This window comes from Rhizobium chutanense (assembly GCF_002531935.1).
In the GTDB taxonomy this organism is placed as follows: domain Bacteria; phylum Pseudomonadota; class Alphaproteobacteria; order Rhizobiales; family Rhizobiaceae; genus Rhizobium; species Rhizobium chutanense.
This window is the reverse complement of record NZ_NWSV01000007.1, coordinates 136,823-162,461: the sequence shown is the minus strand read 5'-3', so window position 1 is coordinate 162,461 and position 25,639 is coordinate 136,823. Positions and strand designations below refer to the sequence as shown.

The following is a 25,639-nucleotide window of genomic DNA, read 5'->3' as shown; positions in this document are numbered from 1 at the left end:
TTTCGATCGCCGCATGATTTCGTGACCGGCAGGACCAGACGACAATGAAACGCCTCGGCACGCCGCGTCCGGATCCCGCCGTGTTCATCAGGGCCAATCTGCCGATCTCAGCGGTCCCCTCTGTCCCCGAGATCCAACTCCATACCGCGGGGCCGGCGAGCGGGCTCTGGCGGCTTGCAGGCCGCGGAGAGACCGATCCGCCGCCGTACTGGGCCTATCCCTGGGCCGGCGGCGCCGTGCTTGCCCGTCATCTGTTCGATCGGCCGGAAATCGTTGCCGGCCGCCGTGTCCTCGATCTCGGCGCCGGCTCCGGGCTCGTCGCCATCGCGGCGGCAAAGGCCGGAGCGGCCAAGGTGACCGCGGTCGATATCGATGCCAATGCGATTGCCGCGATCGCCCTCAATGCGGTGATCAACGGCGTGAATATCTTTGCTGTCGCCGCCGATATCATCGAGGCGCCGCCGCCGGAGACGGATGTTCTCTTAGTCGGCGACCTGTTCTACGATCCCGCCCTTGCCGTGCGGGTGATGGCCCTCCTGCGGCGGTGCCAGGCAAACGGCATCGAGGTGCTGATCGGCGATCCCGAGCGCGCCTATCTTCCGCAAGGGGAGCTCAGCCGAATCGCCACCCATGCGGTTGCTGATTTCGGGGCAGGCAGGGAGAGCAAGGCTGTGCAGGCGGGCATCTTCTCGCTCTCGGGCAACGGTTGAAAAGCAAGATCAACATTTTGCCTACATGCTCGCATTACCTCATCTGCCCGTAGACAATGACTGCGTGGTCGATGCCTGCGGTCTGGCCTTCATTTTCTGCATCAGCGGCAAACAGCGGATGAACTACAGTAATTGGGATTGATGCCGAAGGTGAATGGAAGGAACTCGTCAAGACATCTATTGTCGGAGGAACCGTCGATGCCGACGTCAGCCAGCCACGTCTTTGTCCCCTCTGCCGGGTAATAGGTTTTTCCAAAGCATTGACGCGGCAGTGCTCCCTTCGGCAAGATTCCAAGTCGTATCAGGTCTTGAACGCTATTTTGTTGAGACGATAGCTCCTTTTCTATGAAATCGGCGACAAATGCACGAACTTCAGGATAGTTCGCAACGCAACTGTTTACGGCGAGGTCCTCGTTGCCCCGATGCGCGAAGATGACGTAGCCGATCGATCCGGCTTCTTGCTTGTGCGTCTGAGGCTTGCTTCCATCCAGGATCGTATAGCCTTTCAGCACACTGAGTTTTTCAATCAGCGACCGATATCGTCTGAGCTGCTCGTCCATACGATCCGAGCAAAGTACTAGAGTTCTTGGCGTCGCTGCATCTTTCAAATCGGGGCTTAGCCACTCAATCGCCCAGGGAGCGTTGGTGTTAGCAGGAGGCTTCAATGCGGGGCTTCTTTCTGCCGCCGCAACGGCGGACGAAGAGGCCGCGAGGAGGACGACAGCCGATATCATGCAGCGAGATAACATTGGCATTAGCTACAAACCAGGTTCCTGCGCGTTGTCGGCGGGGAGGAGCCGGTAAAAATCGCTTAGAAGTCGAAATACATTGCAACTGTAATTTCACGCCAGAAGGTCCGGCCGCAGCAGCATGACCGGGCAGGGCGCCCCGGCCGGCAATTCCCCCGCGTGTGGCGGGCGGATGATGAGGCAGTCGGCTTGCGCGAAGATCTTCATCATCGAGGAATCCTGCTTGCCGAAGGGCTCGGCCAGCCAGTTGCCGACGGTGGATTTCGAAAGCCTGGCCCTAATATAGTCCTGCCGGTGATCATTGGCGCGCAGTGTGACGGCCGCCTCCACCATTGTCTCGCGTTGCACCGGCGGCAGGGAGGCGAGTTTGCGGATCAACGGTTCCAGGAAGAGCAGCGAACAGACGAGGCTCGAGACCGGATTGCCAGGCAGGCCGAGCACATGCGTCTCGCCGAAGCTGCCGACCATCAGCGGTTTGCCCGGGCGCATGGCGATGCGCCAGAAATCGAGCTGCATGCCGGCCTCGATCAAAGTCGCCTGCACCAGATCATGGTCGCCGACCGACGCGCCGCCGAGTGTGACGATGACATCGACTTTGGCGTCGCGCGCCGTGTCGATCGCCGCGGTGATTTTAACCTTGTCGTCCGGCACAATGCCGAGATCGAGCACATCGGCGCCGGCTTTGCGGGCAAGGGCTGCAATACCGAACGTATTGGAGGCGATGATCTGTGACGGGCCGGGCGTGCTTCCGGGCGGCAGCAGCTCGTCGCCGGTTGCGAGAATGGCGATCAGCGGACGCTTGAGAATCTCGACGTCGGGCCGATTCATGCCGGCGGCGACCGTCAACCGCGAGAAATCTATCACCGTGCCGGCAGGCAGCACAACTTCGCCTTCGACGAAATCCTGGCCGCGGGGACGCACATGCTGGCCCTGTCGCACCGGGAAATTGGTTCGGATGCCGCCTTCGATCTTCTCCGCATCCTCCTGCAGCAGAACGCTATCGGCGCCTGGCGGAACCGGCGCGCCGGTGAAGATGCGGACGGCCTCTCCCTTGCCGACGTTTGCCTCGAAGCCGTGGCCGGCGGCAGACGTGCCGATGACCTTCAACACGGCGCCCGGCTCCGGTGCGTCTTCACGGCGTAATGCATAGCCATCCATGGCGGAGGCATTGAAGGGCGGCTGGGTGAGGCCGGCCGTGAGATCGACGGCGAGAACTCGGCCCTCGGCCTCGGCAAGCGGCAGCGTTTGGGATGCCGCGACCGGCTTGGCGCGAGACAGCAAGCGGTTCAGGGCCTCGGCGACCGAGAGAAGGTTCATTTTGCCTCCGGATGACGGAAATCGCCGGATTTACCGCCGGACTTTTCAAGCAGCCGGATGCCGCCGATCTCCATTGCCTTATCGGCCGCCTTGGCCATGTCGTAGATCGTCAGGCAAGTCACCGAGACGGCGGTCAGCGCCTCCATCTCCACACCGGTCTTGCCGGTCAGCTTGGCGGTCGCCGTGACGCGCAGGCCGGGCAGGGCGGCATCCTCCTCGATCTCGACCGTGACTTTCGTCAACATCAGCGGATGGCAGAGCGGGATGAGATCGGCGGTGCGTTTTGCCGCCATGATGCCGGCAAGGCGCGCGGTGCCGATGACATCGCCCTTCTTGGCATTGCCTTGGCGGATGAGGGCCAGCGTTTGCGGCGCCATCTTCACATGGCCTTCGGCCGTGGCGATGCGCACCGTCTCGGCCTTGTCGGAAACATCGACCATATGCGCCTCACCGGAGGCATCGATATGGGTGAGCCCTGGCTTTGCGCCGCTCATATCATTCGGCCGCGATGGCGGCTTCGCCGAAGAGCAGCGCGCGGGTGGCGGCGGCCACATCGTCCTTGCGCATCAGGCTCTCGCCGACAAGGAAGGTATTGATCTCGACGGCCTGCAGGCGCTGGCAATCGGCATGGGTGAAGATGCCGCTTTCGCCGACGAGCAGCCGGTCTGCCGGAATCATCGCAGCCAGCGCCTCGCTGACCGTCAGGCTGACCTCGAAGGTGCGCAGATTGCGGTTGTTGATGCCGATAAGCGGCGACGAAAGCTTCAGCGCGCGCTCCATCTCCGGTGCGTCGTGAACCTCGACCAGCACGTCCATGCCGAGCGAGAAAGCTTCGTCCTGCAGCCGCTCTGCGTCGTCATCGCTCAGCGACGCCATGATCAGCAGAATGCAGTCGGCGCCCCAGGCGCGCGCCTCATGGACCTGATAGGTCTCGAACATGAAGTCCTTGCGCAGGGCGGGCAGGGCGCAGGCGGCCCGCGCCGCCGTCAGGAATTCCGGCGCGCCCTGGAAACTCGGCGTGTCGGTCAGGACCGACAGGCATGCCGCGCCGCCGGCTTCATAGGCCTTGGCCAGCGCCGGCGGATCGAAATCCGGACGGATCAGCCCCTTGGACGGGCTCGCCTTCTTGATCTCGGCGATCAGGCCGAAATGGCCGGCATCACGCTTGGCAACGAGGGCCTTGTGAAATCCGCGCGGGGCGGACTGGCCGGCCTGCATCGCCTTGAGGTCGGCAAGCGACACGGCAGCCTTGGCGGCGGCGATTTCCTCGCGCTTATAGAGTTCGATCTTCTTCAGGATATCGGTCATCGGCCAATCCTAGTCGATATCGTTGGAAACGGCGATGAGTTTGTCGAGGGCGAGCGCGGTTGCGCCGCTATCCAGCGACTGCGCGGCCAGCGTCATGCCGTCGCGGATCGTCTCCGCCTTGCCTGCGATGACCAGCGAGGCGGCGGCGTTGGCGAGCGAGACATCGCGATACGCATTCTTTGCGCCGCTGAGCACCTCGCGAAGCGCTGCGGCATTGGCGACGCCATCACCGCCCTTGATGTCGGCGAGCACGCAGGGGCTGACACCGAAATCGGCCGGCGACAATTCGAAAGTGCGGATCTTGCCGTCTTCGAGGGCGGCGACTTTGGTAATGCCGGTGGTGGTGATTTCGTCGAGACCGTCGCCATGGACCACCCAGACGCATTCGGAGCCGAGATCGCGCATGACTTCGGCAAGCGGCACCAGCCATTGCGGCGAGAAGACGCCGAGTAGCTGGCGGCGGACACCGGCCGGATTGGAAAGCGGGCCGAGCAGATTGAAGATGGTGCGCGTGCCGAGTTCGACCCTGGACGGGCCGACATGGCGCATGGCCGAGTGATGCATCTGCGCGAACATGAAGCCGACGCCGGCGTCAGCGATGCAGCGGGAGATGATTTCGGGACCGACATCGAGCTTGACCCCAAGAGCGGCCAGATTGTCCGCCGCGCCCGATTTCGAACTCAGCGCCCGGTTGCCGTGCTTGGCGACGGGAACGCCGGCGCCGGCGACGATCAGCGCCGCCAGCGTCGAGATATTGTAGGTGCCGCTGGCATCGCCGCCGGTGCCGACGATGTCGATCGCATCGGCCGGCGCATCGACGGTCAGCATCTTGGAGCGCATCGCGGTGACGGCACCGACTATCTCGTTGACGGTTTCGCCGCGCACGCGCAGCGCCATCAGGAAGCCGCCGATCTGCGAGGGTGTCGCCTGGCCCGACATCAGGATGTCGAAGGCAGCGCGAGCCTCGTCACGCGTCAGCGGCTCGCGGCTTGCGGCCTTGGCCAGAAACGGCTTCAGATCGGTCATAAAGCCTCCTAGCGGGTCGTTGCCTGTTCGGCGAGCGTCTGGTTGATCTGAGCGCCGTACTGCGTCTGCAGCAGGTTGACCATCTGATCGAGAATATCATCGCCGGCGGCGTTGGCCATGGCGGTGATCTGGGCGTCGCGGTTGTTCAGCGCGTCGCTGGTCGGCTGGCTGTTGACCTCGGTGACCTTCATCAGGATCTGCGTCGAGGGATCGGCGCCGACAGCGCTCGCGACCGTATCGATCGGCCCGGAGAAGGCGGCGGTGACGCCGGCGCGGCCGAGCACCGGATCATCGGTGGAGCGGGTGACGCCGCTCTTGCTTTCGACGGCGATGCCGAGCGGCGTCGCGATATCGGCAAGCGCCTTGCCCTTGGCTGCCTCAGCCTTCAATTCGTCGGCCTTCTTGGCGAGTTCGGCTTTCTGCTGTTCCGCCGTCCAGTCCTCGACCGCCTTTTCGTGCACCTCGGTGACCGGGCGCTCGCGGGTCGGCGTGATCTCGCGGACATTGAACCAGACATAACCGTCATTGCCGATCGGCAGAGGCGGCGCATCGACACCAACTTCGGTCTTGAAGGCTTCGCCGAGCAGCTGCTGCTTGGCCGGGATATCCTTGACCTCTTTGCCGTCCTTGTCTGCGCCGGTCATGTCGACGGCGTCGACGGCTACGGCGGTGAGCTTCAGCTGGCCGGCGATATCCTCGAGCGTCGCCCCCCCGGCACGCAGATCCTCGATACGATCATGCACGTTGATCACTTCCTGAGAGGCGTTTGACAGCGCCAGCTGCTTGCGGATGTCTTCCTTCACCTCGTCGAAATTCTTCACCGTTTCCGGCTTGATGTTGGTGATGCGCAGGATGACGGAGCCGAAGGAGCCTTCGACGACAGGCGTCGTGCCGCCATCCTTCGAAACTGCGAAGGCGGCATCGGCAACGGCCTGGTCGGGAACCTTGTCCTTGGTGAATTCGCCGAGCAGCACGTCGCTTGCCGTCTTGCCCTGGTCGGAGACCAGCTGGTCGAAGCTGGTGCCGCCCTTCAGCGCCGTTTCGGCGGCGGCGGCAAGATCCTTGCTGGCAAAGGTCAGCTGTTCGATGGTGCGGCTTTCCGGCGTGCGATACGTATCCTTGCTCTTGTCGAAGGCTTCATGGATCTGGTCGTCGGTGACGGTCGCAGCGTCGGCGATATCGGCGGGCTGCAGCTTGAGATAGACGAGCTTGCGGTATTCAGGCGCCTGGTAGCGCTGCTTGACGCCGTCGAACCAGGTCGCCAGCACGTCGTCGGCGGGCGCCTTGATCGGCTCGATATTGGCGTTCGTGAGCAGCAGATAGTCGATGCTGCGGCTTTCATCGCCATAGAGCTTCAGGGCATCGACCAGCGTCTTCGGGGCGGTGAAACCATTCGAAATGGCGTCGACGACCTGGCTGCGGACGGCGACCTTGCTGCGCTCCTTGATGTAATCGTCCTGGCGGATATTGGCATTGCGCAGGCGCGAGATGAAGAGTTCACGGTCGAACTTGCCGTTGACCGCCTTGAAAGCCGGATCGTCGGCGATCAGCTGGGCGAGGCGATCCTCGGAGAGGCCGAGGTTCATGTCTTCGGCGAGCTGATCGAGCGAGGCGCCGGCGACGAGCTGGGCGAGCACCTGCTGTTCGACGCCGAAGGCGCGGGCCTGTTCCGGGGTGAGACGCATGCCGAACTGCTGGCTGAGGCTTGCCACCTGGCGCTGATAGGCGAGGTGGAATTCGTTGACGTCCACATGCTGATCGCCGACGGTCACGACCGTGGTGCTGTTGCCGCCCGTTATCAGCGACCGGGAGACGCCCCAGATGCCGAAGGACGCGACCAGCAGAAGCATCAGCAGCTTGGCGACCCAGGTCTGAGCGGCTCTTCTCAGGATATGGAACATAGAAACGCAAACCTCGCAGTATCATTGAGCCCGCGCGCGGGCGGACATTCGACGTTCCTTAAAACAAACCCGACAGGAAATGAAGGGTTTGTCGCGCGAAAAGCTGCACAAGCCTGCCGCTCGGCCGAGGCGGCTTTACGGCGAACAAAAGATCGGTTGCGGCGGAACCTTTCGGGCCGCCATTTCGTTGAAGCGGCATCCCATGAAACAGGAGCAGACCATGGCAGAATTGAAATCCGCTTCCGCCGAATCCACCGCTGCGCGCGTCAAGGCCGATATGGCGGCAGACGACCTGTCGGCCCAGGTCGCAGCCCTTCGCAACGACCTCGCCCGGCTGACGGAAAGCGTGGTCGCGCTCGGGCAGGGGGCAAAGTCGGCGGTAACAGACGAGGCATCGCTGATGACGGAACAGCTGCGTGACAAGGTTCGCGAAGAACCGCTCATGGCGCTGGCGGTGACGGCAGGCATCGCCTATGTTTTCGGGCTGCTGAGCCGTCGCTGAAAAAGACTTCTGGACAATGAAAAGCCGGGCGCCATGATTGCCCGGCTTTTGGTGTTTCGATGGCGAGCTATCGCGACCGGGTCAGCTGTCGCGACCGGGGTCAGCGGCGGATGAGGCGGCCGACGAAAATCAGGATGCAGGCACCGACGAAACCGGTGATCAGGTAACCCAGCCAACCGGCAAGCGGCTGGATGTGCAACAGACCCAGGATCCAGTTGGCGACAATGGCGCCGACGATGCCGAGCAATATATTCATGAGCAAGCCCATGTTGCTGCTCATGACCTTTTCCGCCAGCCATCCGGCGATGCCGCCGATAATGATGGCTGCAATCCAACCTACACCTGCGTTTTCCATGGTTAGCTCCCTCCTGGTAAACCGACTCGAAGAATGCATGAAACGGAAGGAAATTCCACTCCCGGCAGAATTTAAAGCGGCTTACGGCTGCAAATGGGTGACCGGCGTTTCCAGCGCATACACAACCAGCTGGAACAGAAGGCCCGATATGGCGAGCATCGCAAAGCCGAAAGGCATGATCAGGCTTTTGTTAAACATTCTTCTCTCTCCCCTTTGAGAAAAGAATAAACTCAAGCGGCCGCGGCGCAAGGTTATTACTAATAAATAGTTAAGCATCCAATTTGAGTAAAACTTAAAATATCAAAATGATACATGTGTTCCTTTACAATACGGAAGAATAAATACTGGAGTAATTGGCGCACGTCATGAGAGATGATCTGAGAATGTTTTGAAAAGCAGCGCCCGAAAGCGCGATGGCAGGTACTGCCTTGGGGTGACTACACTTCAGTCGTTCGCGGCATCTTTCAGCGGATTAATCCGTCGCCCATGCGATTCATGCGGATTGATTTTGGCGCGAAGCGCATCATTTTATCCGGAAGCCATTTCGATCCGGGGGAACACTTGATGTCAAAAGCTGCAATCGCCATCGCCGGTATCTGCCTGCTCCTCCTGTCCGGCTGCGGCAATACCGCATACGGGCTGAAGAAGGATGGACAGGAGGCGAGCCACGCGATGGACAATGCCACGCATCGGGTGCTTTCGGCCGGCGCCAAGAAGTGAGGCAGGCGCCAGGAAGATACGCGCGACAGAAGAATTGCCGCGAAAAGAAGCCCGCCTGGGGTGAGGCGGGCTTGGAATAACAGGAGAATGGACGGGTTGACGCCGTCTCGGCTAATAAAGCACTTGCTGAAGCGCATGGCTTTACGTCATTCGACGTATCCGCGACCGGCGCCCTTCCGGCAGCGAGGCCATGCGACCAGCCTATCGAAAGATCAGAAATTGCCCCAGTTCTGAGCGCGGGCACGGGCGCGAATAATCCGGTATTCGCGACCGCCATAGAGCGAGCCGATTGTCAGCAGAAGTGTCAGAACGTCCCAGATGATATGCATGTTATCCTCTTAGGTTGGACGGCTCTGCCGTCGATCGGTTGACGCACAATAGCAATCTTTCGAATGTGCTTATATGACAAGAAATCGGGATGAGCGGGGAAGCGAGCAGGGCGCTTTCGCATAGGAGAGGTGGCGCCGCCGCCTTGGAGAAGGACAGTGGACAGATTATCGGACGGCGGCCGATGACGATTTTCTCCGTCCGCCACATTACCTCCTATCGCTACGTCAGGGAGGTCGATTTCGGCGAGCATCGGTTGATGTTCCGGCCGCGCGACAGTTTCGACCAGCGGCTGATCGACGTGTCGTTGACGACCTATCCTGAGGAAAGCCATGTGCGCTGGATCCACGATGTTTTCGGCAATTGCGTGGCGCTCGTCGATATTTCGAAGCCGTCCTCCGAGCTTCGGTTCGAAACCTGGATCACGCTCGATCATACGCCGCAGGTCGCCCTGGATCTCAAGGTCGACGACCAAGCGCTCATCTATCCCTTCTCCTACGACAAGGACGAGATTGCCGATCTGACGCCGGCGATGCAACGCCACTATCCCGACCCCAACGACGAGGTCGGACGCTGGGCGCGCCAGTTCTTGCGCCGGGGACGTCCGACGGAGACCGGGCATCTGCTGATGACCATGTGTTACGCCATTCGGGAGAGCTTCGTCTATCAGCGCCGGATGGAGCACGGAACCCAGACGCCGCTGCAGACTTTGCAGCTTCGCTCCGGCACCTGCCGGGATTTTGCGCTTCTGATGATGGAGGCGGCACGCGTGCTCGGCCTCGCGGCGCGCTTTGTCACGGGCTATGTCTATGTTCCCGACCGGGACGGCTCGACCGTGCTCGGCGGCGGGTCCACCCATGCATGGTGCCAGATTTATCTTCCGGGCGCCGGCTGGGCGGAGTTCGATCCGACCAATGGGATCGTCGGCAATCGCGATCTCATTCGTGTCGCGGTCGCCCGCGATCCGCGCCAGGCCGTACCGCTGAGCGGCAGTTATGACGGGGATGGAGCGGATTTCGACAGCATGACGGTGCAGGTCAACGTCACCACGAGGTGAGCCTGGATTATCCCCAGTTTGGCCGCAGCCGCAGCTCGCGGGAACCGGGCAGCGCCATCGACGTTGCATAGTCACGCATCTGTGCGGGACGCGAGGAAGCCACAATGAAGATACGCGCCGGGTTTCATCTGGGCTATGAATGCATACAGCCGACACCGATGCTGCTCGTTCTCAACATTCATCCTTCCCGCCGCGCCGATCTTCTCAGCGAGCAGGTCGTGACCTTCGACCGGGCGATCGAGGCCTGGGAATATACCGATGGTTTCGGCAATGCCTGCAGCCGTATCGTCGCCCCGGCGGGAGTCACGACGATCTCCACGGAGTTCGAGATCTACGACAGCGGGCAACCCGACGTCATTCCTGAGGATGCCGTCCAGCACGCGATCAACGACCTGCCGGACGAGGTGCTCGTCTTCCTGCTCGGCAGCCGCTATTGCGACACCGACAGGCTTGCCGATTTCGCCTGGGCAACCTTCTCGTCGACGCCGCTCGGCTGGGCGCGCGTTCAGGCGATCTGCGATTTCGTCCATGACCACATCACCTTCGACTACCTGAAGGCCGACCTGCTCAGGACCGCGCATGGCGGCTTCATCGACAAATCAGGCGTCTGCCGCGACTTTGCCCATCTCGCCATCGCGCTTTGCCGATGCATGAATATCCCGGCGCGATATTGCACCGGTTACCTCGGCGATATCGGCGTTCCGATCGATCCCAATCCGATGGATTTCAGCGCTTGGTTCGAGGTCTTTCTCGGTGGCCACTGGCATACGGTCGATGCCCGCCATAACACGCCGCGCATCGGCAGAATATTGATGGCGACCGGCCGCGACGCCACCGATGTCGCGATGTCGACGGCGTTCGGCCCGGCAACACTCGCCCGTTTCGAAGTGATTACCGAGGAAGTGCCGCAGGAGGGCGATTAATGGAGCGGGGTGGCCCTACGCCTTCTTCAAAAACTCGGTTTTCAGCACCAGGCCTTTGACCTGCTTGGTGTTGCACTCGATCTCACCGGGATTGTCGGTCAGGCGAATGCCCTTCACCAGCGTTCCACGCTTCAGCGTCTCCGAGGTTCCCTTGACCTTGAGGTCCTTGATCAGGGTTACGGAATCGCCGTCGTGAAGCTGGCTTCCGTTGCTGTCCTTTACGATGATGTCGTCGGCCATGATGTCCTCATTCGATAATCCCGGACGGGAAATCATGGCGAGACGGCTTAGTCAACCATGACGAACGGGGAGATCGGTCGGGACCGTCGCAATTCAACTTGCCTCAAGCTTGCCGGTCCAACGGTTTCGTCCCTTCCAATACGAGCACTCCGGGCAGGCTTCGCCAAGCGGATAATCGATTCCCTCCTCGTGAGGGCATCCGAAGATTCCGTCCGTCGCTGTCACCGACTTGACGTCATTCTCGCGCAGGAAGGCGGCGATCTCGGCAATCACCGCCTCATCCCTCCTGAGATCGCCGCTTTCAGCAAACCACCGGCGCAAATCGGCCGGCTCCGAATCCCGTGCCGGGATGATGGCGACGGCAACCTTCGTGGCGCGGCTGTTGTCGGGTCCATAGTAGGCAATCGTACCGGCGGGGTAGCTGTGGACGCCTCGTTTGATCTTTTTCTCGAGCCATTTCCTTGGTTGCCAGCCCAATTTCATTGTCAGGTCCTCTTTCCGCCGGTTTGCCTTTTTGTCCAGCCTCGTTGATGAGGTCCGGTTGGGCCGCAACGATATGGGCTGAGGATATGACGCGCAAGCAACAAGGATTAGGACATCGTGGAGCGAGAAACCGGATGCTTGCCGAGACGCTGCGAATCCTCGAAGTTCTCGGCGTGCTGCATCCGGTCTGATCAAAGCGGGATCGCAGACTGGAACCGCCTTCGTCCACGATGAAATCTCGATCACCACGGCCATGAGCGAATATCAATATTACGAATTCCAAACGATCGACCGCCCCCTCAGCGAGGCAGATCGCCAATCCCTTCGGGATTTATCGACACGGGCGCGGATCACGTCCACAAGCTTCACCAACTCCTACGATTGGGGCGACCTCAAGGGTAACCCGGCCGACCTCATGGAACGCTGGTTCGACCTGCACCTTTATCTCGCGAACTGGGGGACGCGGCGCCTGATGATCCGTTTTCCCAAGCGGCTTGTCGACCTGCAACAGTTCGACGGATTTCTCCGCGAGGTCGATGGTGTCGAACTCACGCCCTCGGGCGAAAACCTGATCCTCGACATTGTATGCGAGGATCAGGAACCAGAGGATTACAGTGACGACGGATCGGGTTGGCTTGCGGCGCTGACACCGTTGCGCGCCGCTGTGCTCGGCGGTGATCTCAGGCTCTTCTATCTGCTGTGGCTGATGGCGGTCCAAGCGGAAACACTCGGGCCGGAGGAGGTGGCGCCGCTGCCCGGGATAGGTCCGATGACCGATGAGCTTGAAGCCTTCGCGCATTTCTTCGGTCTCGATGCCGACCTCGTTGCGGCTGCCGCCGAACGCCCGGCCGAGACGGTATTGAGCAGCCCCATGGCGTCAGATGCCATCCGGCGGTTCGTCGCCGCCTTGCCCGATAGCGAGAAGACGGAAATGCTGGTCCGTCTGATCGAGGGCGATCCGTATGTGGCAAGCGAGTTGCGGAAAAGCGCCCGGAGCCTTCCGAGCGCGAATTCAGCAGCCGCCACGCATACGGCTGGGGAATTGCAGGCCCGTGCCGGCGCGATTCGCGGTATCCGCAAACGCGAGGAGGAGGAGCGGCTCGCGGCAGAAAGAAAGCGGCAGGAGGAGAAAGAGGCTAACGCCCGCCGCGCACGGCTCAACGCGATCATACAACGGGGCGATGCCGTCTGGCGCGAGGTCGAGACCGAGATCGCGCGACGCAACGCGCCCGGCTATAACGCGGCCGCCAGCCTCCTCGCCGACCTCAAGACAATTGCCGAAGAAAATGGCGGCAAGGCCGATTTCACCCGCCGCCTGCATTCGATCCGCGAACGCCATGCTCAGAAGGAGCGCTTCATCGAGCGGCTGGCCGCTCTCGGTTAGCCGTTCTCACGCAGAATAGGCAATAATCGCCTCCATGCGGATGGCACTGTCGCATTTTGGAATTGCTGCAAAACTCAGACCAAGGCCCGATCTGTCCCGGACTTTATGCCCATGGCAAACCCACGTCGTTGCAATAGGTTTGCGGCATGACTGAAATTGCGGAGTTTGCGGTGACAAAGATTTTCGTTGCGGGAATGATATTTACGCCGCTTATCTTCTGGGGGTCTGTCGGCGTCCTGATATACCGGCACTTCTCCTGAGGGCTCTCACGAGCCGCAATCTCCCGCCCGTCTTCCTATATGAGCGACGGTCGCGATTTCGACCAGCGCATCCGGCTTCACAAGGCCGCATTGGAGGCAGTAGCGCGCGGGTTTGTCACCGGGGAAATATTCCGCATAGGCCTTGTTGACGGCCTGGTAATTCGCCCAGTCGCTGATGAAGATATGATTCATCGCCACATCTTCCATCGTGCCGCCGGCGGTTTCGATCACCAGCTTGATGGTCTCCAGCACATGGCGGGTCTGAGCGCCGGCATCGCCCGGATACATGACGTGGTTGTTCGCATCGAGGGCTAACGTCCCTGAGATATAGAGCACGCCATCGGCAAGCACGCCGGGCGAGTAGGGCGCGATCGGCGCGCCGATTCCCTCGGGGGCCACGATGGTTTTCGGCATCGGCTTCTCCTTTGATATAGCGAGATCGCGATCGGGGCAGGGCGTCAGGGAATGAGGATGATCGAACCGCGCGTGCGGCGGGCTTCCATATCTTCATGCGCCTTGACCGCATCGCTGAGCTTGTACTTCGACAGGTTCGGCGCCTTGACGATACCGGCCTCGATGGCGGCAAAAAGATTCCTGGCGGCCGCCTCATACTCGCCGCGATCGGCCGTGTAGTGCGCGATGGACGGGCGGGTGACGAACAGCGAACCCCTGGCGCCGAGCGATGCCACATTCAAAGGCGCGACAGGGCCGGAGGCTTCCCCGAAGCTGACCAGCGTGCCGCGCGGGCTGAGGCACTCCAGCGACCCGGCAAAGGTGTCGGCGCCGACGGAGTCGTAAACGACGCTCACGCCCTTGCCGCCGGTGATCTCGGCAACCCGGGCTTTGAAATCCTCCCTGCTATAGATAATCGTGTGGTCGCAGCCGTTTGCCCGGGCGATCTCGGCCTTTTCCTGCGAGCCGACGGTGCCGATCACTGTGGCGCCGAGATGCTTCAGCCATTGGGTGGCGATCGAGCCGACGCCGCCTGCCGCGGCGTGGAAGAGGACGGTGTCGCCTTTGCTCACCGGCACGCAGCGATGGATCAGGTATTCGACCGTCAGCCCCTTGAAAACCAGGGCGGCGACGGTTTCGCTGTCCAGGGCCTCCGGCACCGGCAAAGCGCGTGCGGCGGGCAGGTTTCGATGCGTGGAATAGCCGTTCGGCGGACCGCCGACATAGGCGACGCGGTCGCCGATTTTAATATTGCCGGCGCCATCGCCAAGAGCGGTGACGATACCGACTCCTTCGACGCCGAGGCCGCTCGGCAAGGAAAGCGGTGCCGCAAAGACGCCCTTGCGATGGTAGACGTCGATATAGTTGACGCCGATGGCCAGGTGTTTGATCTGGATTTCGCCGGCAGCCGGCGCGGTGAGTTCGATGGTTTCCCGACGCAGGACATCAGGTGCGCCGAATTCTGAAAAGCGGAAAGCGTCTATTGCAATTGTCATGGTTGCCTCGTGGGAACGATAGGTCGACCGGATCAGGCTGACCCGACGACGGAGAAAAAAAGTCGCCATCGGGTCAGGGCGATTGGCTGCTGAGGATCGCGACGGCGGCGGTGACCAACGCGGCATTGTCCCGCGCAATCGTTCCGTCCGGGAGATGCTTGCCGTCTTCAAGGCCGATGCGAGTGGAATAGCGCCGCTCGCGCGCCAATCTGACGAAGGGCCAGACGGTCCGGTCGAAACCGTGCAGCAGGATCGGCCGATGGCCGCGGCTGCGCTCGAGCACTTCGATGATGCCGTCGGCGATATCACGCGCGCGCTGCAGATCCTGTTCGTGATCGAGCTCGATGAGGACGCGAAAGACCCGATCATGGTCTTCGAGGCCGATATAGCGTTGCGCATCGGCAACCGATGCCAGCCCGGCTTCGATCCCTACGCCCTTCTGCCGCAGCAGTTGCATGAGACCGGGCGCATCGTCTTCCGACAGGTTCACCGAGGCATAGTCCGGCAGGACGCGCCAGCGGCGGATGGCTTCCCGCGTTTTCTCCCGTTCGTCTTCGATCCAGGCACCGGTGGACACACCGATGAGCGTTCCCGGGCAGACGCGGCGGATCGCAGCGACGGTGTCGTCGACGGCGGCAAGGCTCTCCTTGCCATTCGCTGCACGCGGATGAATGTGCAATTCCGCCGCGCCGGCGGCGACCGAAGCGGTGGCATCGCGCACCATGGCATCGATCGCCAGGGGAAGGCGCGGGTGAAAATCGCTCGAGCGCGCGCCGTTGATACAAGCTTGAACGATCATAGTGACAAGCCTCACGCCTGTTGGGCCGCTTGAAAATCGGCATACCAAATTTGGAAACTCTATGACTTTGAAGTCCAGCCGGGGCGGTTATTTCCCTTGCCGTTGCAGCCCCGATCATATCAAATCAGGGGCAGTAGGCGATTGCCGATTTGGGCAACCATCGTTCCAAAAATGGAAAGACGAATGGACTGGAATGACCTGAAATTCTTTCTCGCCGTCGCCGAGTCGAGATCGCTCAGCGCGGCGTCACGCCGATTGGGCGTGAGTACCTCAACGGTCTCGCGCCGGATCACCGCCCTCGAACAGGCGTTGGGACTGTCGTTGTTTCGGCATCATTTCGACGGATATGAGCTGACCGAGGCCGGGATGAAGCTGCAGATGCCGGCCGAACAGGCCGAGACGTCCTTGAAGGCTTTCGAACGATCGGCCAAGGACAGCAGCGACACGCTCTCGGGCACCGTCCGCATCGACGCGCCCGAACTGCTCGGCCAGCAGATCCTGCTGCCCAATCTGGCCGGCTTCCTGCAGGACCATCCCGGCATCCAGCTCGACATCCGCTCCAGCGTCCGGCCCGTACAGCTCGCCAGCCAGCAATCCGATATCGTCCTTCGGATCGTGCCGCCCGAGCGCGGCAGCTACCGAATGCGCAGCGTCGGTAAAGTCGCGTTCGGCCTTTATGCCAATCGGGATTATCTGGAGATCCATGGCCAGCCGTCGACCGCCGGGGATCTGCAATCTCACCGGATGATCGGTTGGAGCGAGGAACTGCGCTACCTCTCGATGTCCGTGTGGCTGGACGAGCTTTTCCCCGACCTGCAGCCGGCCATGCGGCTGAGCTCGTTCACCGCCCAGCAGACCGCCGTCGAAAGCGGTCTCGGCATCGCGGTTCTGCCGTGTTTTGCCGCGAACCGAACCGGGCTGGTGCCCGTGCTGGAGGATATTCCCAGACTTGCGCTGGATCTGTGGCTTCTCGTGCAGGATCAGGCTGCTAAGACGCCAAGGGTCCAGTTTGTGAAGGGATGTCTGATGAAAATCTTGACTGAGAATGCCACTCACCTGGAAGGTTGAACCAAGCTCAATTCGGAGCGACGTCAACGTTGCAAAGGTTGCAGGGCCATCTCTGAAAGTCTTCGCGACGCCGACCAGAGGACGACCACGTGATCTCGTGGCAACGACGTAACGTCAATCTGACATCGGCCCGCGCGGGCTGAAGAGCGCTAAAGATCGGGTCACGCTCGAACCTACCGGCATGTCACAATGGAGATACCGGCAAATGCTGCAGAGCAAGTTGACGCTGGGAACAAAGCTGCTAAAAAGCCAGCCATCGAGTGATTGGGTAGCCAATCGGCAGCAATGGCCGGTTCACAGAAATCAACAGAACGTTGATTTCTTGACCCTTTCAAGCAGATGGAAGAGTGTCCGAGTGGTTTAAGGAACCGGTCTTGAAAACCGGCGTGCGGGAAACCGTACCGTGGGTTCGAATCCCACCTCTTCCGCCATATGTCGTTTCCGAAAATTGCTGTTCTGCACGAGCTTCAACCATCAAGAAGGTTGGGCTTCTCTAAAGCACTCGGTGAGTCTCTCGCGTGGTCCTTTGCGTTGACGAGAAGAATACGGCGCCTGATCTGACCTGATTTCCTTCGAAACCAAGGCTTACAAGCGTCGTCAACCTCGCGTATCCGCTCGCCGAGCGCAAAGGCAAAACATTTTCCAGTGCGGGTAAAAGGCGCACAACCAGATTCATTTTATTTTCAATATTCCCGCCGAGATTGTCTTTTTGAGAGATTTGCATTCTTTGAGCATAATATTGCTATGGCCCTCGACACCCATCATTCTTATTCCAGTCCGGACAACGCGGAACAGCCTACTCCAGCTGCGGTGATCGATGACGACGCGGTTGCCGTCCTTGACATGGCGGCTCGCTCGCCGAGGATAGATGGCAACCTCCTGAGCTCAGCTCCGGCGCGCGACATCCGCAGCTCGGCGAACGAACTGATCGTAATGCTGGAGGAGGTCGACCTCCAGAAGATGTTGCGAAAGCAGGGCCTGATCGGCCGCTTCACCGGAGCAGACGTCGAGGCCCGCCTGGAGTTCGAACTTGCCAGCCACAGGGTCGCCGATCTGTTCCGGCAGCTGAGCCGGGCGGCCCAGGCCGGGACACGCATACGGGGCGTCTTCGACAAAACCCGGTTAGAGCTCCTCGACGAACAGAGGCGTCTTGCCCGCGTGATATCCGATGCCAAGCTGCTTGTTTCCCAGTCGGACGGCTCCGATCTGTCGCTCGTCGCCCGGTTCGAGCGACGTCTCTACAACATTATGGCGATGGAAGCAGCCAATACGCTGACGATCCAGCAGATCGAACTGTCTGCAAGTGTGCTTGCTTCCTTGCTCGACCGATTTACCGACATCGAAACGCTGTTGTTGCCTCTTTGGCAGCGAAACGCGCTGGCGATCATTCATGGCGAAGCAATCACCGCTCGCAGCTCCGTCGTAACCGCGTTTCTTGATGCGCACCGCAATCTCATAGGCTTCCTGAAGAAGGTTGGACAAGAATGATTAACGCAGCATTGCCACTGCAAGACATATCAACTGCGGTCGCCGGCGAACGCCAAGTCGATCCTGAGGTCGCGCGTCTGGCAGCCACCATCGAGTTGTCGTCGGCCCTCTCCATCCAGCTGTTCGGCCAGGAAGTCGCCGAGCGCTCATCGCAATATGCCGACGAGATTCTTCGAACGGCGCGCGCGACAGACCTCGACGACACCGGGGCTCAGCTGAACGAGATCGTGCTCGCGGCGCAACAGTTCAATCTGTCGTCACTCGACAATTCGGCAGGCCGAATTCCGGTCATCGGTGGCTTTTTGAAGCGGCTTGCGCGATCGAAGGAACGCGCCATCGCTCGATTCGATACCGTCAAAGGTCAGGTCGACAAGCTTGTTGCGCAGATCGAGACGACGGCTCAGACGCTGTCGCGGCGAAACCATGACTATCAGCTCATGTACGAGGGCGTTCGCACCGAGTATTCTGCGCTCGGCAAGCATGTCGAAGCCATCGAACTGCGGCTTCATGACATGGAAGCCGAAATCGGCCGCCACAGTAACGCATCCGGTGACCTTGCCTCGAGCGAGTATCTCGCGGTCCTCGAAGCAAACCGTCAGCAGCTTTCGAAGCGCGCGGACGATATGCGGGTGCTTCAGCATGCGGCGATGCAGACCCTGCCGATGGTTCGCATCATCCAGGCAAACAATCTCGCGCTCGTCGACAAGTTCCAGACGATCCGCCAGTTGACGTTGCCGGCGTGGAAACGCGCCTTCATGTTGGCCCTGACCCTGGACGAACAGAAAAGCGCCGTCGCGTTGGCCGACACGATCGACGATGCGACGAACGCCATCATGCGCAGGAATGCCGAACTTCTGCACCAGAATTCGGTGGCGACGGCGAAATCCAACCAGCGTCTTGTCGTCGATGTCGAAACGCTTCAGCACGTCCATGACAAGATCCTGCTCACGCTGACCGACGTTCGCGATGTCCATGAGAAGGGCGCAACGGATCGTCGTCAGGCGATTGGCGAGCTGGAACGCCTTCGCGGCGAGATGCTGTCCGGCGTCAAGGCGGCCGGGGCCACCCGTGGCTGACGCTTCGGCTTTTGGGAGGCGGGTGCTCGGCGCAACCTCGTCTCCACTTGCCTCCGGCTCCGGGACGGGAAAACCCACCGACCACATAATTGACGACCAGCATGCCGGATTGGAGCGTCGATCCGGTCTGCTGTCGTTTGTTGCCCAGGGATTTGCTTTCGTCGCCTTCATGCTGCTCTTTGCAGCAGCGTGCATGCGACCATCTGATCCGAGTGATCTGCGGATGCTGGATGGCTCGATCTACGTGCTCGATGCCTTCACCAATGCACTGGGACTAGCGAACGTCAAGCCAGCGGTTTCTTCAGTTCCCATCGGCTCGATACCGTTCGCCCAGCCGGCGCAAATGATATCTGCCATCCTGGCGCTTGCGACCGTTTTCACCATCATCAAAAGGCATTGGTTTTTCGCTGGCCTGACCGCTGCATTTTTTCTGATACCATGGGGATTGTTCGGTCAATCCCTGTACTTCAGCCCTTATGCGCTCGCACTGTTCGCATTCATTGCCGTGGCTTTCCACGCGCCGCTTTCCCGCCGTGGGATCATTGCCTTTGTTGCCGTCGGCGTCTTGGCCAGCCCTCTTATTTTCGCACTGATTTTCGACCTCTCCAGGCATGTCGGCGTCCGGGAGACCTATGCCAAATACAGGGTGATCCGCCTTTCCGAACTCCCTTCCAACATCGACCAAGCAAACACCGATGTGGGCACCGATGCGAAAATCGCCCCTTACTTCCTGGCGCAAGTGGCGGCCCTCCGCGGCGATGCCGCCGCTGCTGCGGCTGCACTTGATAGGTTGGAGGCAAGCGACGTCCCCCAGAATAATTTCGACCGCGCCCGCTTTCAGGCGATACGGAACTTTACGCTCGCATCCGGCGGATTCGGTCCGGAGGCTCGCGAAAAGTTCATCGTCGACAATGCCGCCCAATCGCAGAAGGCATTTCTGTTGCTGTTGGCAGGCCTGCTGTTTGGAATTGCGGCGCCTCTGGCGAACGGGTTCAGCTGGTGGGTAGCCCGCCGGAGCCGAAGGGTTTCCTCGATTGAGCGCGAGTTGGGGCATCGCCGGGCCAGGCTGCCGGATGCATTGAAGAATGCAGGGAGATTGTTTGGCACCAGCATTGCCAAAAAGTCGGTTCAATCGCCTTCGATTGCAAATGGCGAGCGTGCGATTGATGCAATAGCCTCGCGCGCACGCATCTATCTTCTAACATCCCTCAGTCTCCTGGCATGCGCCTCGCTTTCAGCTCTGGCCGCCTATTGGGTTTGGCTGCCCGCTGCAGGAAAAAACACGGCTTTCCATTTTGTGGCGCTTGCGGGAAATACGGCCGATTATGCGCAGCAGGATGGCGTTACTGTCATCGTCGGCGTGCGGGACTGGACTGGCTGGTCGCTCTTGCTCACCTGGCTCAAATATCCGGTCTGCATCGTCGCGATTGTTCTGGCGACACGCCGATCAGGATATCTGGGCGTTTTTACCGCGCTGGCTTTCTTGGCATGCCTGGCTCTGCAAAATGTTCAGGTTGCACAGCACGCGCGCCATGAGGCGTTACCCCAGCAATTCTCGCAGCTTCTGCGTTCAAAGTTGAAACTAGCAGCCGATGGATCAACCGTCGCGGCTGGAAATATTCCGCAGCCAGACACCAACGGATTCCAGGGCTTGGCTCTCAATCTTCGCGGGTCGATCGCTGCGGAAAAGAATACCCCTTCCTCTGTCGGGAAACCGGATATCGATCCTTCGCTTGCGGCTTATACGCTTGCACAGATTGCCTATCTTGAGGGTGAGGTGGCCGAGGCCTCTGATTTCCTCAGCAGGATCGAGGATGTGAAGGATTTACATCCTGACGTTCACCGCGAGCGCATGGCGATCATCCGGGATTGGGTTTCCGCCAATGGCCATGCTCCCCGCGAGATCGATTGGCTCCCTGCCGATCTTGCGTCCCTGGTGCGGCAGTTGGGACGCTGGCTGCTGACGCTTTCGGTTGCGAGCTTGGCGCTGGCAGTTCTCGTCACACCTTTGATCGCAATTGCCGTTGCACGGCGCAATCGTATCGAAGCCCTCATTGAAGAGCGCGTCCGATACCAGCTGTAGAGCCAAGAACGCCTCATGACTTCACAGGCAATCGCAAACCTCGAAGGAAAGATGAACTTCGAACACATCAGGGTTGAGGACAAGGACTCTGCACCCGAATATTTTACAGAAGCTGCCAAGTCGGAGGTCGATGGAAAGATTATCAGTTCTGGCCACTCGCGAAAAACCTATGACATCGTCACGCATGTGTCCCAGGGAGGCTGAATTGTCGGATACAGATGACTTCTCGGAAGAAGAAATTGCCGCCGTCCGACAACATGCAGACCGCCAGCATCTGGCAGGACAGGAAGAACGCAGGGCCAATTTGGCGCGGCTCGGTCTTTGGGATGCTCCGCGTCTGACTTTTAACGCGCGCGGAATGAAGATCAGAGCAATGCTGATTGGTGATCCGAACTCGTCAGAGGCGGAATTGGCAGTGATGTTCCCATACCTGTTCGGTGAAAATAATCCCGAGCAAAAGGCGAAGCTTGAACAGCGTTTGCTCGAATTGGGCCTTGCTTGGGTGACCGAGCAAGGCTTCGTATTCTTGAATGCACGGGGGGACAAAGTGATGCGCGATGTTCGTTGGCTCAGGCATTGAAGGTTTTTGCACCGACGAACGAGCAGGCAAAGTGAGAACGGCGAACAAGCAAAGGCTTTGGTTTGGTTGCAGAATCTGGCACGTCCAGGCGAAAATAACTGGCGTTCTCCTCGACTTGAGCGTTTACTGTTCTGTTGTGGCGGAGGACGCAAACCATGGCCATGTATCTCACGCGTTTCAGTTACACGCCCGAGACGTGGGCGCGTATGATCGAAAACCCCGAAGATCGCCGGGAGGCGGCTCGGACCTATATTGAATCGGTGGGCGGAAAGCTCCATGGGTTCTGGTACGCCTTCGGCGAGCATGACGGTTGGAATCTGTGGGAGGCGCCCGACAATGTATCGATGGCGGCTGTCGCGCTGGCTATAGGTGCAGGTGGTGCGCTCCGATCGATGGAAATGACTGTCCTTCTCAGCGTCGAGGATACGATCGAAGCCTTGGAAAAGGCCAAGTCGGTTCGGTATCGTCCACCGGCAGCGTACTTGCATCACCTGCAATCGGTGACGTGACTTACCCGTTCGGTTTGCGCAAGGGCGGAAGCCGCATGTAGTAGGAATCCAGAGGGTCATAGGATCCCTTTGGTTCGCCCTTGCCGGCTTTTACCAGATTGGGCGCCAGCCTTCCCTCCGGCCCGAACATATAGTCGATGCCGGCGCAGAGATGGGCGAGGGAACGGTAGTTGAAGTATTTGAACCAATCATTCGCAAGGAAGGCGGCTTCGTCCCAGGCCTTTCCGCGCAGGCTGTTATATCCGGCCTGCTGCAGAAAGGCCTCGCGCATCCTCGTATTGACAATGGCGCCGAGACACAGATTGCCGGCGATCAGCGACAGCCTGAGCACCCTGATGGTTTCTGCTTCCTTGTTCGGTAAGGGCTTCAGGGCCTGGGCAAGATAGAAATTCGTGTCGGGATCATTGGTCATCGTCTTGCGCCAATAGGCGGGGAAGTCTTCCGCGGCGGCGCTGACCGCCGATGAGACGGTCATTGCAACAAGCAAAATCAAGTTTTTAAGAATTCCGCCCATGGCAATCCCCCGACCCTGCGCGGAGAATGCTTAGCGTCATTTCGCCAGGCGAGGCAAGCGGTGGCGCGCCGCTTGGGAAGCCCGCTCCGGCCTGTGCCAATTTGGGCTTTTCGGGCCTTCGGAAGCGAGTTCGGATTTACCATATGCCCCGCATCGGCACGCGGATTCCGGGCCTTATTCCGACGGCGGAAGGGCAAGGCGGCAAGGCTCGCGTTAATAGTTTGTAAACCATAATCATTAGAATTATCGCTATCGCTGCGAAATCCTTCGTAAATTTGCCACGAACGTAACAAGATTAAAGTCTCGTTAGGCGGGCGGGGATAAGGCGTAATGGCCCACAATGGGGCAGAGTTCCTTAACCATAACGATCTTTGAGCGGCGTGGGGCATATGAAATTGGGATACGGGGCGGCGTCTTTCGCAACGACAGCACGGTGGCTGGCAATCTCGGCGATGTGTGCGACGGTTGCGGCCTGTGGCACGACACAGGCGGTGCCGAAGAAGAAATCCCACGGCAAAGAATATTTCTCCGAATCCGAATATGGCGTGAAGGCAAGCCCGCGGGTCGCCACCGGCAATAATATCCCCAAGGGCGGCGGCCGCTACATGGTCGGCAATCCTTACGAGGTGAAGGGCAAGTGGTATTATCCAAAGGAAGACTTCTCCTATAACAAGGTCGGCGTCGCCTCCTGGTATGGCTCGGCCTTTCACGGGCGCCTGACGGCGAACGGCGAGGTCTACGACCAGATGCATCTGTCTGCCGCCCATCCGACCTTCCCGCTGCCGAGCTATGCGCGCGTCACCAATCTCGAAAGCGGCTCGTCGGTCATCGTGCGCGTCAACGACCGCGGTCCCTATCACGAAGGCCGCATCATCGACCTGTCGAACAAGACGGCCGACATGCTGGATCTGCAGCACAGCGGCACCGGCAAGGTGCGCGTGCAATATGTCGGCCGCGCCCGCATGGACGGCCACGACATGCCCTATCTGATGGCCTCCTATGTGCCGAAGGGCAGTCGCATTCCCGGCGTCAATCCCGAAGGCCAGATCGCAACCGGCGTGATGGTCGCCTCCAACAGCCGCAAGATCACCCGCGACCAACTCCAGAGTTCGGAAGATTACGAGACGCCGGCCAACGTGCCGGTGCCGATGTCGGCGACATCCTATGCCGGTTCGACGCCGAGCGCGCGCTACAATGTGGCGCCCGCCGCAGCCCCCGCCCTGGCAGCGCCCGCCCATGTTCTGGTGGCACCATCAGCACCCTCCGCCAACAATGCCCAGCAGGCCTTCGACCAGATGGTCGTGCTGCCGGAGATTGGTCCCATGCCCTATGAACGGCCGCTGGGCTCCCTCGCGCTCGGTTATCAGGACGAGGGCGTGAAGACGGTGACCGTCGATCTCGCCTTCGATGCGGTGATGGTGCGCAATGACGGACTGACTGAGGAGTCGATCCTTGCCGCGGCCAAGCGTCGTCAGACCAAATTCGCCGCGCGCTGAGCGCGGCAATTGCATCGGATTTCCTCTCGCTCTAACCTCCTGAAATACGCCCCCTGATCGATGGGAATTCTTGATGCTGAGGCCTTTGCTTCGCCTGCTTTTCTGCATCATGCCGCTCGCCACCGGCGCATTCGCAGCCGATAGCGGTACCGCCGGTTTCGTCACCAAAGCGGCGCAGGCCTATATGATCGAGGCCGCCACCGGCACCGTGCTTCTCGCCAAGAACGAGGACCAGGGCTTTTCACCGGCTTCGCTCGCCAAGCTGATGACGATGGATCTCGTCTTCGAGGCGGTGACGAAGGGCCAGATCACGTTCGATACCGAATATCCGGTTTCCGAATATGCCTGGCGAACCGGCGGCGCGCCGTCGCGGACGGCAACGATGTTTGCCAGCCTCAAATCGCGCGTGCGCGTCGAGGACCTGATCAAGGGCGTCGCCATTCAGGGCGCCAATGACAGCTGCATCATCCTCGCCGAGGGCATGGCCGGAAGCGAGCAGCAATTTGCCGTGTCGATGACGCGGCGCGCCCGCGAGCTTGGCATGGAGACAGCCGAATTCGGCAATTCCACCGGCCTTCCCGATGGAAAGAGCAAGGTGACGGCGCGCGAGATGGTGACGCTGGCCACGGCCCTGCAGCAGTCCTACCCCAACCTTTACCCCTATTTCGCCCAGCCGGATTTCGAGTGGAACAAGATCTTCCAGCGCAACCGCAACCCGCTGCTCGGGCTCGATCTCGGCGCCGACGGGCTGGCCACCGGCTTTACCGAGGGCGAGGGCTATTCGATCGTTGCTTCGGTTGAGCGCGACGGCCGGCGGCTGTTTCTGGCGCTGGCCGGCATCGACTCCGACAAGGAGCGGACGGAGGAGGCCAAGCGGGTGCTCGAATGGGGGCTGACGGCCTTCGAGAATCGACAGATCTTCGCCGACAAGGAAGTGATCGGCGCCGCCAGCGTCTATGGCGGCACGTCGCGCACCGTCGATCTCGTCGCCAAGGCGCCGGTCAGCGTCTACATTCCGATCAGCAATCCCGACCGACTGTCGGCGCGTATCGTCTATCGCTGGCCGCTGACGGCGCCGGTAGAGGCGGATACCCAGGCAGGCGCGCTGAGGATTTTCGCGGGGTCCCGGCTTCTCAGGGAAGTGCCGCTCTATACCGTACAGGCGGTCGGCGAAGGCTCGCTCAGCAGCCGGGCGGTCGACGCTATGCTGGAACTCGGCGAATCGCTGTTCTTCTCCTGGCTCTGGGACAAGTCGGCGCCCGGCTGAACGGCAGGCCTTCTCATGCGTTTTGCCGGGAAAGGTGAATATGTCGCCG

General features: G+C 60.4%; 28 protein-coding genes and 1 tRNA gene. 16 read left to right on the top strand and 13 right to left on the bottom strand.

The genetic code is table 11. The features are described from left to right. Nucleotides 1–44 precede the first annotated feature (44 nt). Nucleotides 45–710, top strand: a complete 666-nt coding sequence (locus CO666_RS14005; RefSeq protein WP_097612705.1) for a class I SAM-dependent methyltransferase — start codon at nucleotides 45–47, stop codon at nucleotides 708–710. Between the two features lie 101 nt (nucleotides 711–811). Here the strand turns inward: CO666_RS14005 and CO666_RS14000 are convergent, their stop codons facing one another. The 6 genes from CO666_RS14000 to CO666_RS13975 form a co-directional block, all read right to left on the bottom strand. After that, nucleotides 812–1,270: a hypothetical protein gene (locus CO666_RS14000; RefSeq protein ID WP_245436789.1), complete on the bottom strand. Its 459-nt coding sequence runs from the start codon at nucleotides 1,268–1,270 to the stop codon at nucleotides 812–814. A 282-nt stretch (nucleotides 1,271–1,552) separates the two neighbouring features. Further along, nucleotides 1,553–2,776 (bottom strand): molybdopterin molybdotransferase MoeA, encoded by a 1,224-nt coding sequence (locus CO666_RS13995; protein WP_097612704.1) that lies wholly within the window; start codon nucleotides 2,774–2,776, stop codon nucleotides 1,553–1,555. Continuing rightward, nucleotides 2,773–3,270 carry a cyclic pyranopterin monophosphate synthase MoaC gene (gene moaC / locus CO666_RS13990; RefSeq protein WP_097612703.1) on the bottom strand — a complete coding sequence of 166 codons (498 nt, stop codon included), beginning with the start codon at nucleotides 3,268–3,270 and terminating at the stop codon, nucleotides 2,773–2,775. The genes CO666_RS13995 and moaC overlap by 4 nt, the downstream gene beginning before the upstream one ends. Nucleotide 3,271: 1 nt before the next feature. Beyond that, nucleotides 3,272–4,084, bottom strand: coding sequence for an indole-3-glycerol phosphate synthase TrpC (gene trpC / locus CO666_RS13985; protein WP_097612702.1), 813 nt, complete (start codon nucleotides 4,082–4,084; stop codon nucleotides 3,272–3,274). 9 nt (nucleotides 4,085–4,093) lie between these two features. Next, nucleotides 4,094–5,110, bottom strand: coding sequence for an anthranilate phosphoribosyltransferase (gene trpD / locus CO666_RS13980; protein ID WP_097612701.1), 1,017 nt, complete (start codon nucleotides 5,108–5,110; stop codon nucleotides 4,094–4,096). Between the two features lie 8 nt (nucleotides 5,111–5,118). After that, on the bottom strand, nucleotides 5,119–7,011 hold the full coding sequence (locus tag CO666_RS13975) for a peptidylprolyl isomerase (RefSeq protein WP_097612700.1): 1,893 nt from the start codon (nucleotides 7,009–7,011) through the stop codon (nucleotides 5,119–5,121). A gap of 220 nt (nucleotides 7,012–7,231) precedes the next feature. Between CO666_RS13975 and CO666_RS13970 the strand changes: the two genes are divergently transcribed. Beyond that, nucleotides 7,232–7,513, top strand: a complete 282-nt coding sequence (locus tag CO666_RS13970; protein ID WP_097612812.1) for a hypothetical protein — start codon at nucleotides 7,232–7,234, stop codon at nucleotides 7,511–7,513. A 100-nt stretch (nucleotides 7,514–7,613) separates the two neighbouring features. On the opposite strand, the gene CO666_RS13965 is transcribed toward CO666_RS13970, so the two are convergent. Continuing rightward, on the bottom strand, nucleotides 7,614–7,868 hold the full coding sequence (locus tag CO666_RS13965; RefSeq protein ID WP_010067678.1) for a GlsB/YeaQ/YmgE family stress response membrane protein: 255 nt from the start codon (nucleotides 7,866–7,868) through the stop codon (nucleotides 7,614–7,616). 564 nt (nucleotides 7,869–8,432) lie between these two features. Between CO666_RS13965 and CO666_RS13960 the strand changes: the two genes are divergently transcribed. From CO666_RS13960 to CO666_RS13950, 3 genes are all read left to right on the top strand, one after another. Next, nucleotides 8,433–8,588 (top strand): entericidin, encoded by a 156-nt coding sequence (locus CO666_RS13960; protein WP_097612811.1) that lies wholly within the window; start codon nucleotides 8,433–8,435, stop codon nucleotides 8,586–8,588. 511 nt (nucleotides 8,589–9,099) lie between these two features. Beyond that, entirely contained in the window at nucleotides 9,100–9,972 is an 873-nt protein-coding gene (locus CO666_RS13955; RefSeq protein WP_097612699.1) for a transglutaminase family protein, read from the top strand. A 104-nt stretch (nucleotides 9,973–10,076) separates the two neighbouring features. After that, nucleotides 10,077–10,895, top strand: coding sequence for a transglutaminase-like domain-containing protein (locus CO666_RS13950; protein ID WP_097612698.1), 819 nt, complete (start codon nucleotides 10,077–10,079; stop codon nucleotides 10,893–10,895). A gap of 15 nt (nucleotides 10,896–10,910) precedes the next feature. Here CO666_RS13950 and CO666_RS13945 read toward each other — a convergent pair whose 3' ends face one another. Together CO666_RS13945 and CO666_RS34545 are read right to left on the bottom strand one after the other, a co-directional pair. Continuing rightward, nucleotides 10,911–11,135, bottom strand: a complete 225-nt coding sequence (locus CO666_RS13945; RefSeq protein WP_010035073.1) for an alkylphosphonate utilization protein — start codon at nucleotides 11,133–11,135, stop codon at nucleotides 10,911–10,913. A 93-nt stretch (nucleotides 11,136–11,228) separates the two neighbouring features. Further along, entirely contained in the window at nucleotides 11,229–11,873 is a 645-nt protein-coding gene (locus CO666_RS34545) for a hypothetical protein (RefSeq protein ID WP_245436788.1), read from the bottom strand. Here CO666_RS34545 and CO666_RS13935 point away from each other — a divergent pair. Next, nucleotides 11,872–13,002, top strand: a complete 1,131-nt coding sequence (locus tag CO666_RS13935) for a hypothetical protein (protein ID WP_097612696.1) — start codon at nucleotides 11,872–11,874, stop codon at nucleotides 13,000–13,002. The two genes, CO666_RS34545 and CO666_RS13935, sit on opposite strands and share 2 nt — an antisense overlap. Nucleotides 13,003–13,268: 266 nt before the next feature. On the opposite strand, the gene rutC is transcribed toward CO666_RS13935, so the two are convergent. From rutC to CO666_RS13920, 3 genes are all read right to left on the bottom strand, one after another. Further along, the gene (gene rutC, locus CO666_RS13930; protein WP_097612695.1) at nucleotides 13,269–13,676 is read right to left on the bottom strand and encodes a pyrimidine utilization protein C; all 408 of its coding nucleotides are present in this window, start codon (nucleotides 13,674–13,676) and stop codon (nucleotides 13,269–13,271) included. 44 nt (nucleotides 13,677–13,720) lie between these two features. After that, nucleotides 13,721–14,710 carry a quinone oxidoreductase family protein gene (locus CO666_RS13925; RefSeq protein WP_097612810.1) on the bottom strand — a complete coding sequence of 330 codons (990 nt, stop codon included), beginning with the start codon at nucleotides 14,708–14,710 and terminating at the stop codon, nucleotides 13,721–13,723. 73 nt (nucleotides 14,711–14,783) lie between these two features. After that, nucleotides 14,784–15,509 (bottom strand): 3-keto-5-aminohexanoate cleavage protein, encoded by a 726-nt coding sequence (locus tag CO666_RS13920; protein WP_097612694.1) that lies wholly within the window; start codon nucleotides 15,507–15,509, stop codon nucleotides 14,784–14,786. 96 nt (nucleotides 15,510–15,605) lie between these two features. Here CO666_RS13920 and CO666_RS13915 point away from each other — a divergent pair, with 96 nt between their 5' ends. The 8 genes from CO666_RS13915 to CO666_RS13880 all read left to right on the top strand — a co-directional run bounded on the left by CO666_RS13915 (nucleotide 15,606) and on the right by CO666_RS13880 (nucleotide 22,313). Continuing rightward, complete coding sequence (locus tag CO666_RS13915) at nucleotides 15,606–16,577, top strand: LysR family transcriptional regulator (RefSeq protein WP_245436787.1); 972 nt, start codon at nucleotides 15,606–15,608, stop codon at nucleotides 16,575–16,577. A 341-nt stretch (nucleotides 16,578–16,918) separates the two neighbouring features. Beyond that, a tRNA-Ser gene (locus CO666_RS13910) sits at nucleotides 16,919–17,008 on the top strand. A gap of 313 nt (nucleotides 17,009–17,321) precedes the next feature. Further along, nucleotides 17,322–18,065, top strand: coding sequence for a hypothetical protein (locus CO666_RS13905; RefSeq protein WP_097612692.1), 744 nt, complete (start codon nucleotides 17,322–17,324; stop codon nucleotides 18,063–18,065). Then, on the top strand, nucleotides 18,062–19,141 hold the full coding sequence (locus tag CO666_RS13900; protein WP_097612691.1) for a toxic anion resistance protein: 1,080 nt from the start codon (nucleotides 18,062–18,064) through the stop codon (nucleotides 19,139–19,141). Before CO666_RS13905 ends, CO666_RS13900 begins: the two co-directional genes overlap by 4 nt. Beyond that, complete coding sequence (locus CO666_RS13895; protein WP_097612690.1) at nucleotides 19,134–21,224, top strand: hypothetical protein; 2,091 nt, start codon at nucleotides 19,134–19,136, stop codon at nucleotides 21,222–21,224. The genes CO666_RS13900 and CO666_RS13895 overlap by 8 nt, the downstream gene beginning before the upstream one ends. A 15-nt stretch (nucleotides 21,225–21,239) precedes the next feature. Further along, nucleotides 21,240–21,428 (top strand): hypothetical protein, encoded by a 189-nt coding sequence (locus CO666_RS13890; protein WP_097612689.1) that lies wholly within the window; start codon nucleotides 21,240–21,242, stop codon nucleotides 21,426–21,428. A 1-nt stretch (nucleotide 21,429) separates the two neighbouring features. Further along, nucleotides 21,430–21,804 carry a hypothetical protein gene (locus CO666_RS13885; RefSeq protein WP_097612688.1) on the top strand — a complete coding sequence of 125 codons (375 nt, stop codon included), beginning with the start codon at nucleotides 21,430–21,432 and terminating at the stop codon, nucleotides 21,802–21,804. A 155-nt stretch (nucleotides 21,805–21,959) separates the two neighbouring features. Further along, nucleotides 21,960–22,313: a GYD domain-containing protein gene (locus CO666_RS13880; protein ID WP_179869682.1), complete on the top strand. Its 354-nt coding sequence runs from the start codon at nucleotides 21,960–21,962 to the stop codon at nucleotides 22,311–22,313. A 1-nt stretch (nucleotide 22,314) separates the two neighbouring features. On the opposite strand, the gene CO666_RS13875 is transcribed toward CO666_RS13880, so the two are convergent. Further along, entirely contained in the window at nucleotides 22,315–22,806 is a 492-nt protein-coding gene (locus CO666_RS13875) for a hypothetical protein (protein ID WP_245436786.1), read from the bottom strand. A 410-nt stretch (nucleotides 22,807–23,216) separates the two neighbouring features. Between CO666_RS13875 and CO666_RS13870 the strand changes: the two genes are divergently transcribed. Further along, nucleotides 23,217–24,323 carry a septal ring lytic transglycosylase RlpA family protein gene (locus CO666_RS13870; protein WP_097612686.1) on the top strand — a complete coding sequence of 369 codons (1,107 nt, stop codon included), beginning with the start codon at nucleotides 23,217–23,219 and terminating at the stop codon, nucleotides 24,321–24,323. Nucleotides 24,324–24,396: 73 nt separating this feature from the next. Beyond that, entirely contained in the window at nucleotides 24,397–25,590 is a 1,194-nt protein-coding gene (locus tag CO666_RS13865; protein WP_097612685.1) for a D-alanyl-D-alanine carboxypeptidase family protein, read from the top strand. Nucleotides 25,591–25,639 lie beyond the last annotated feature (49 nt).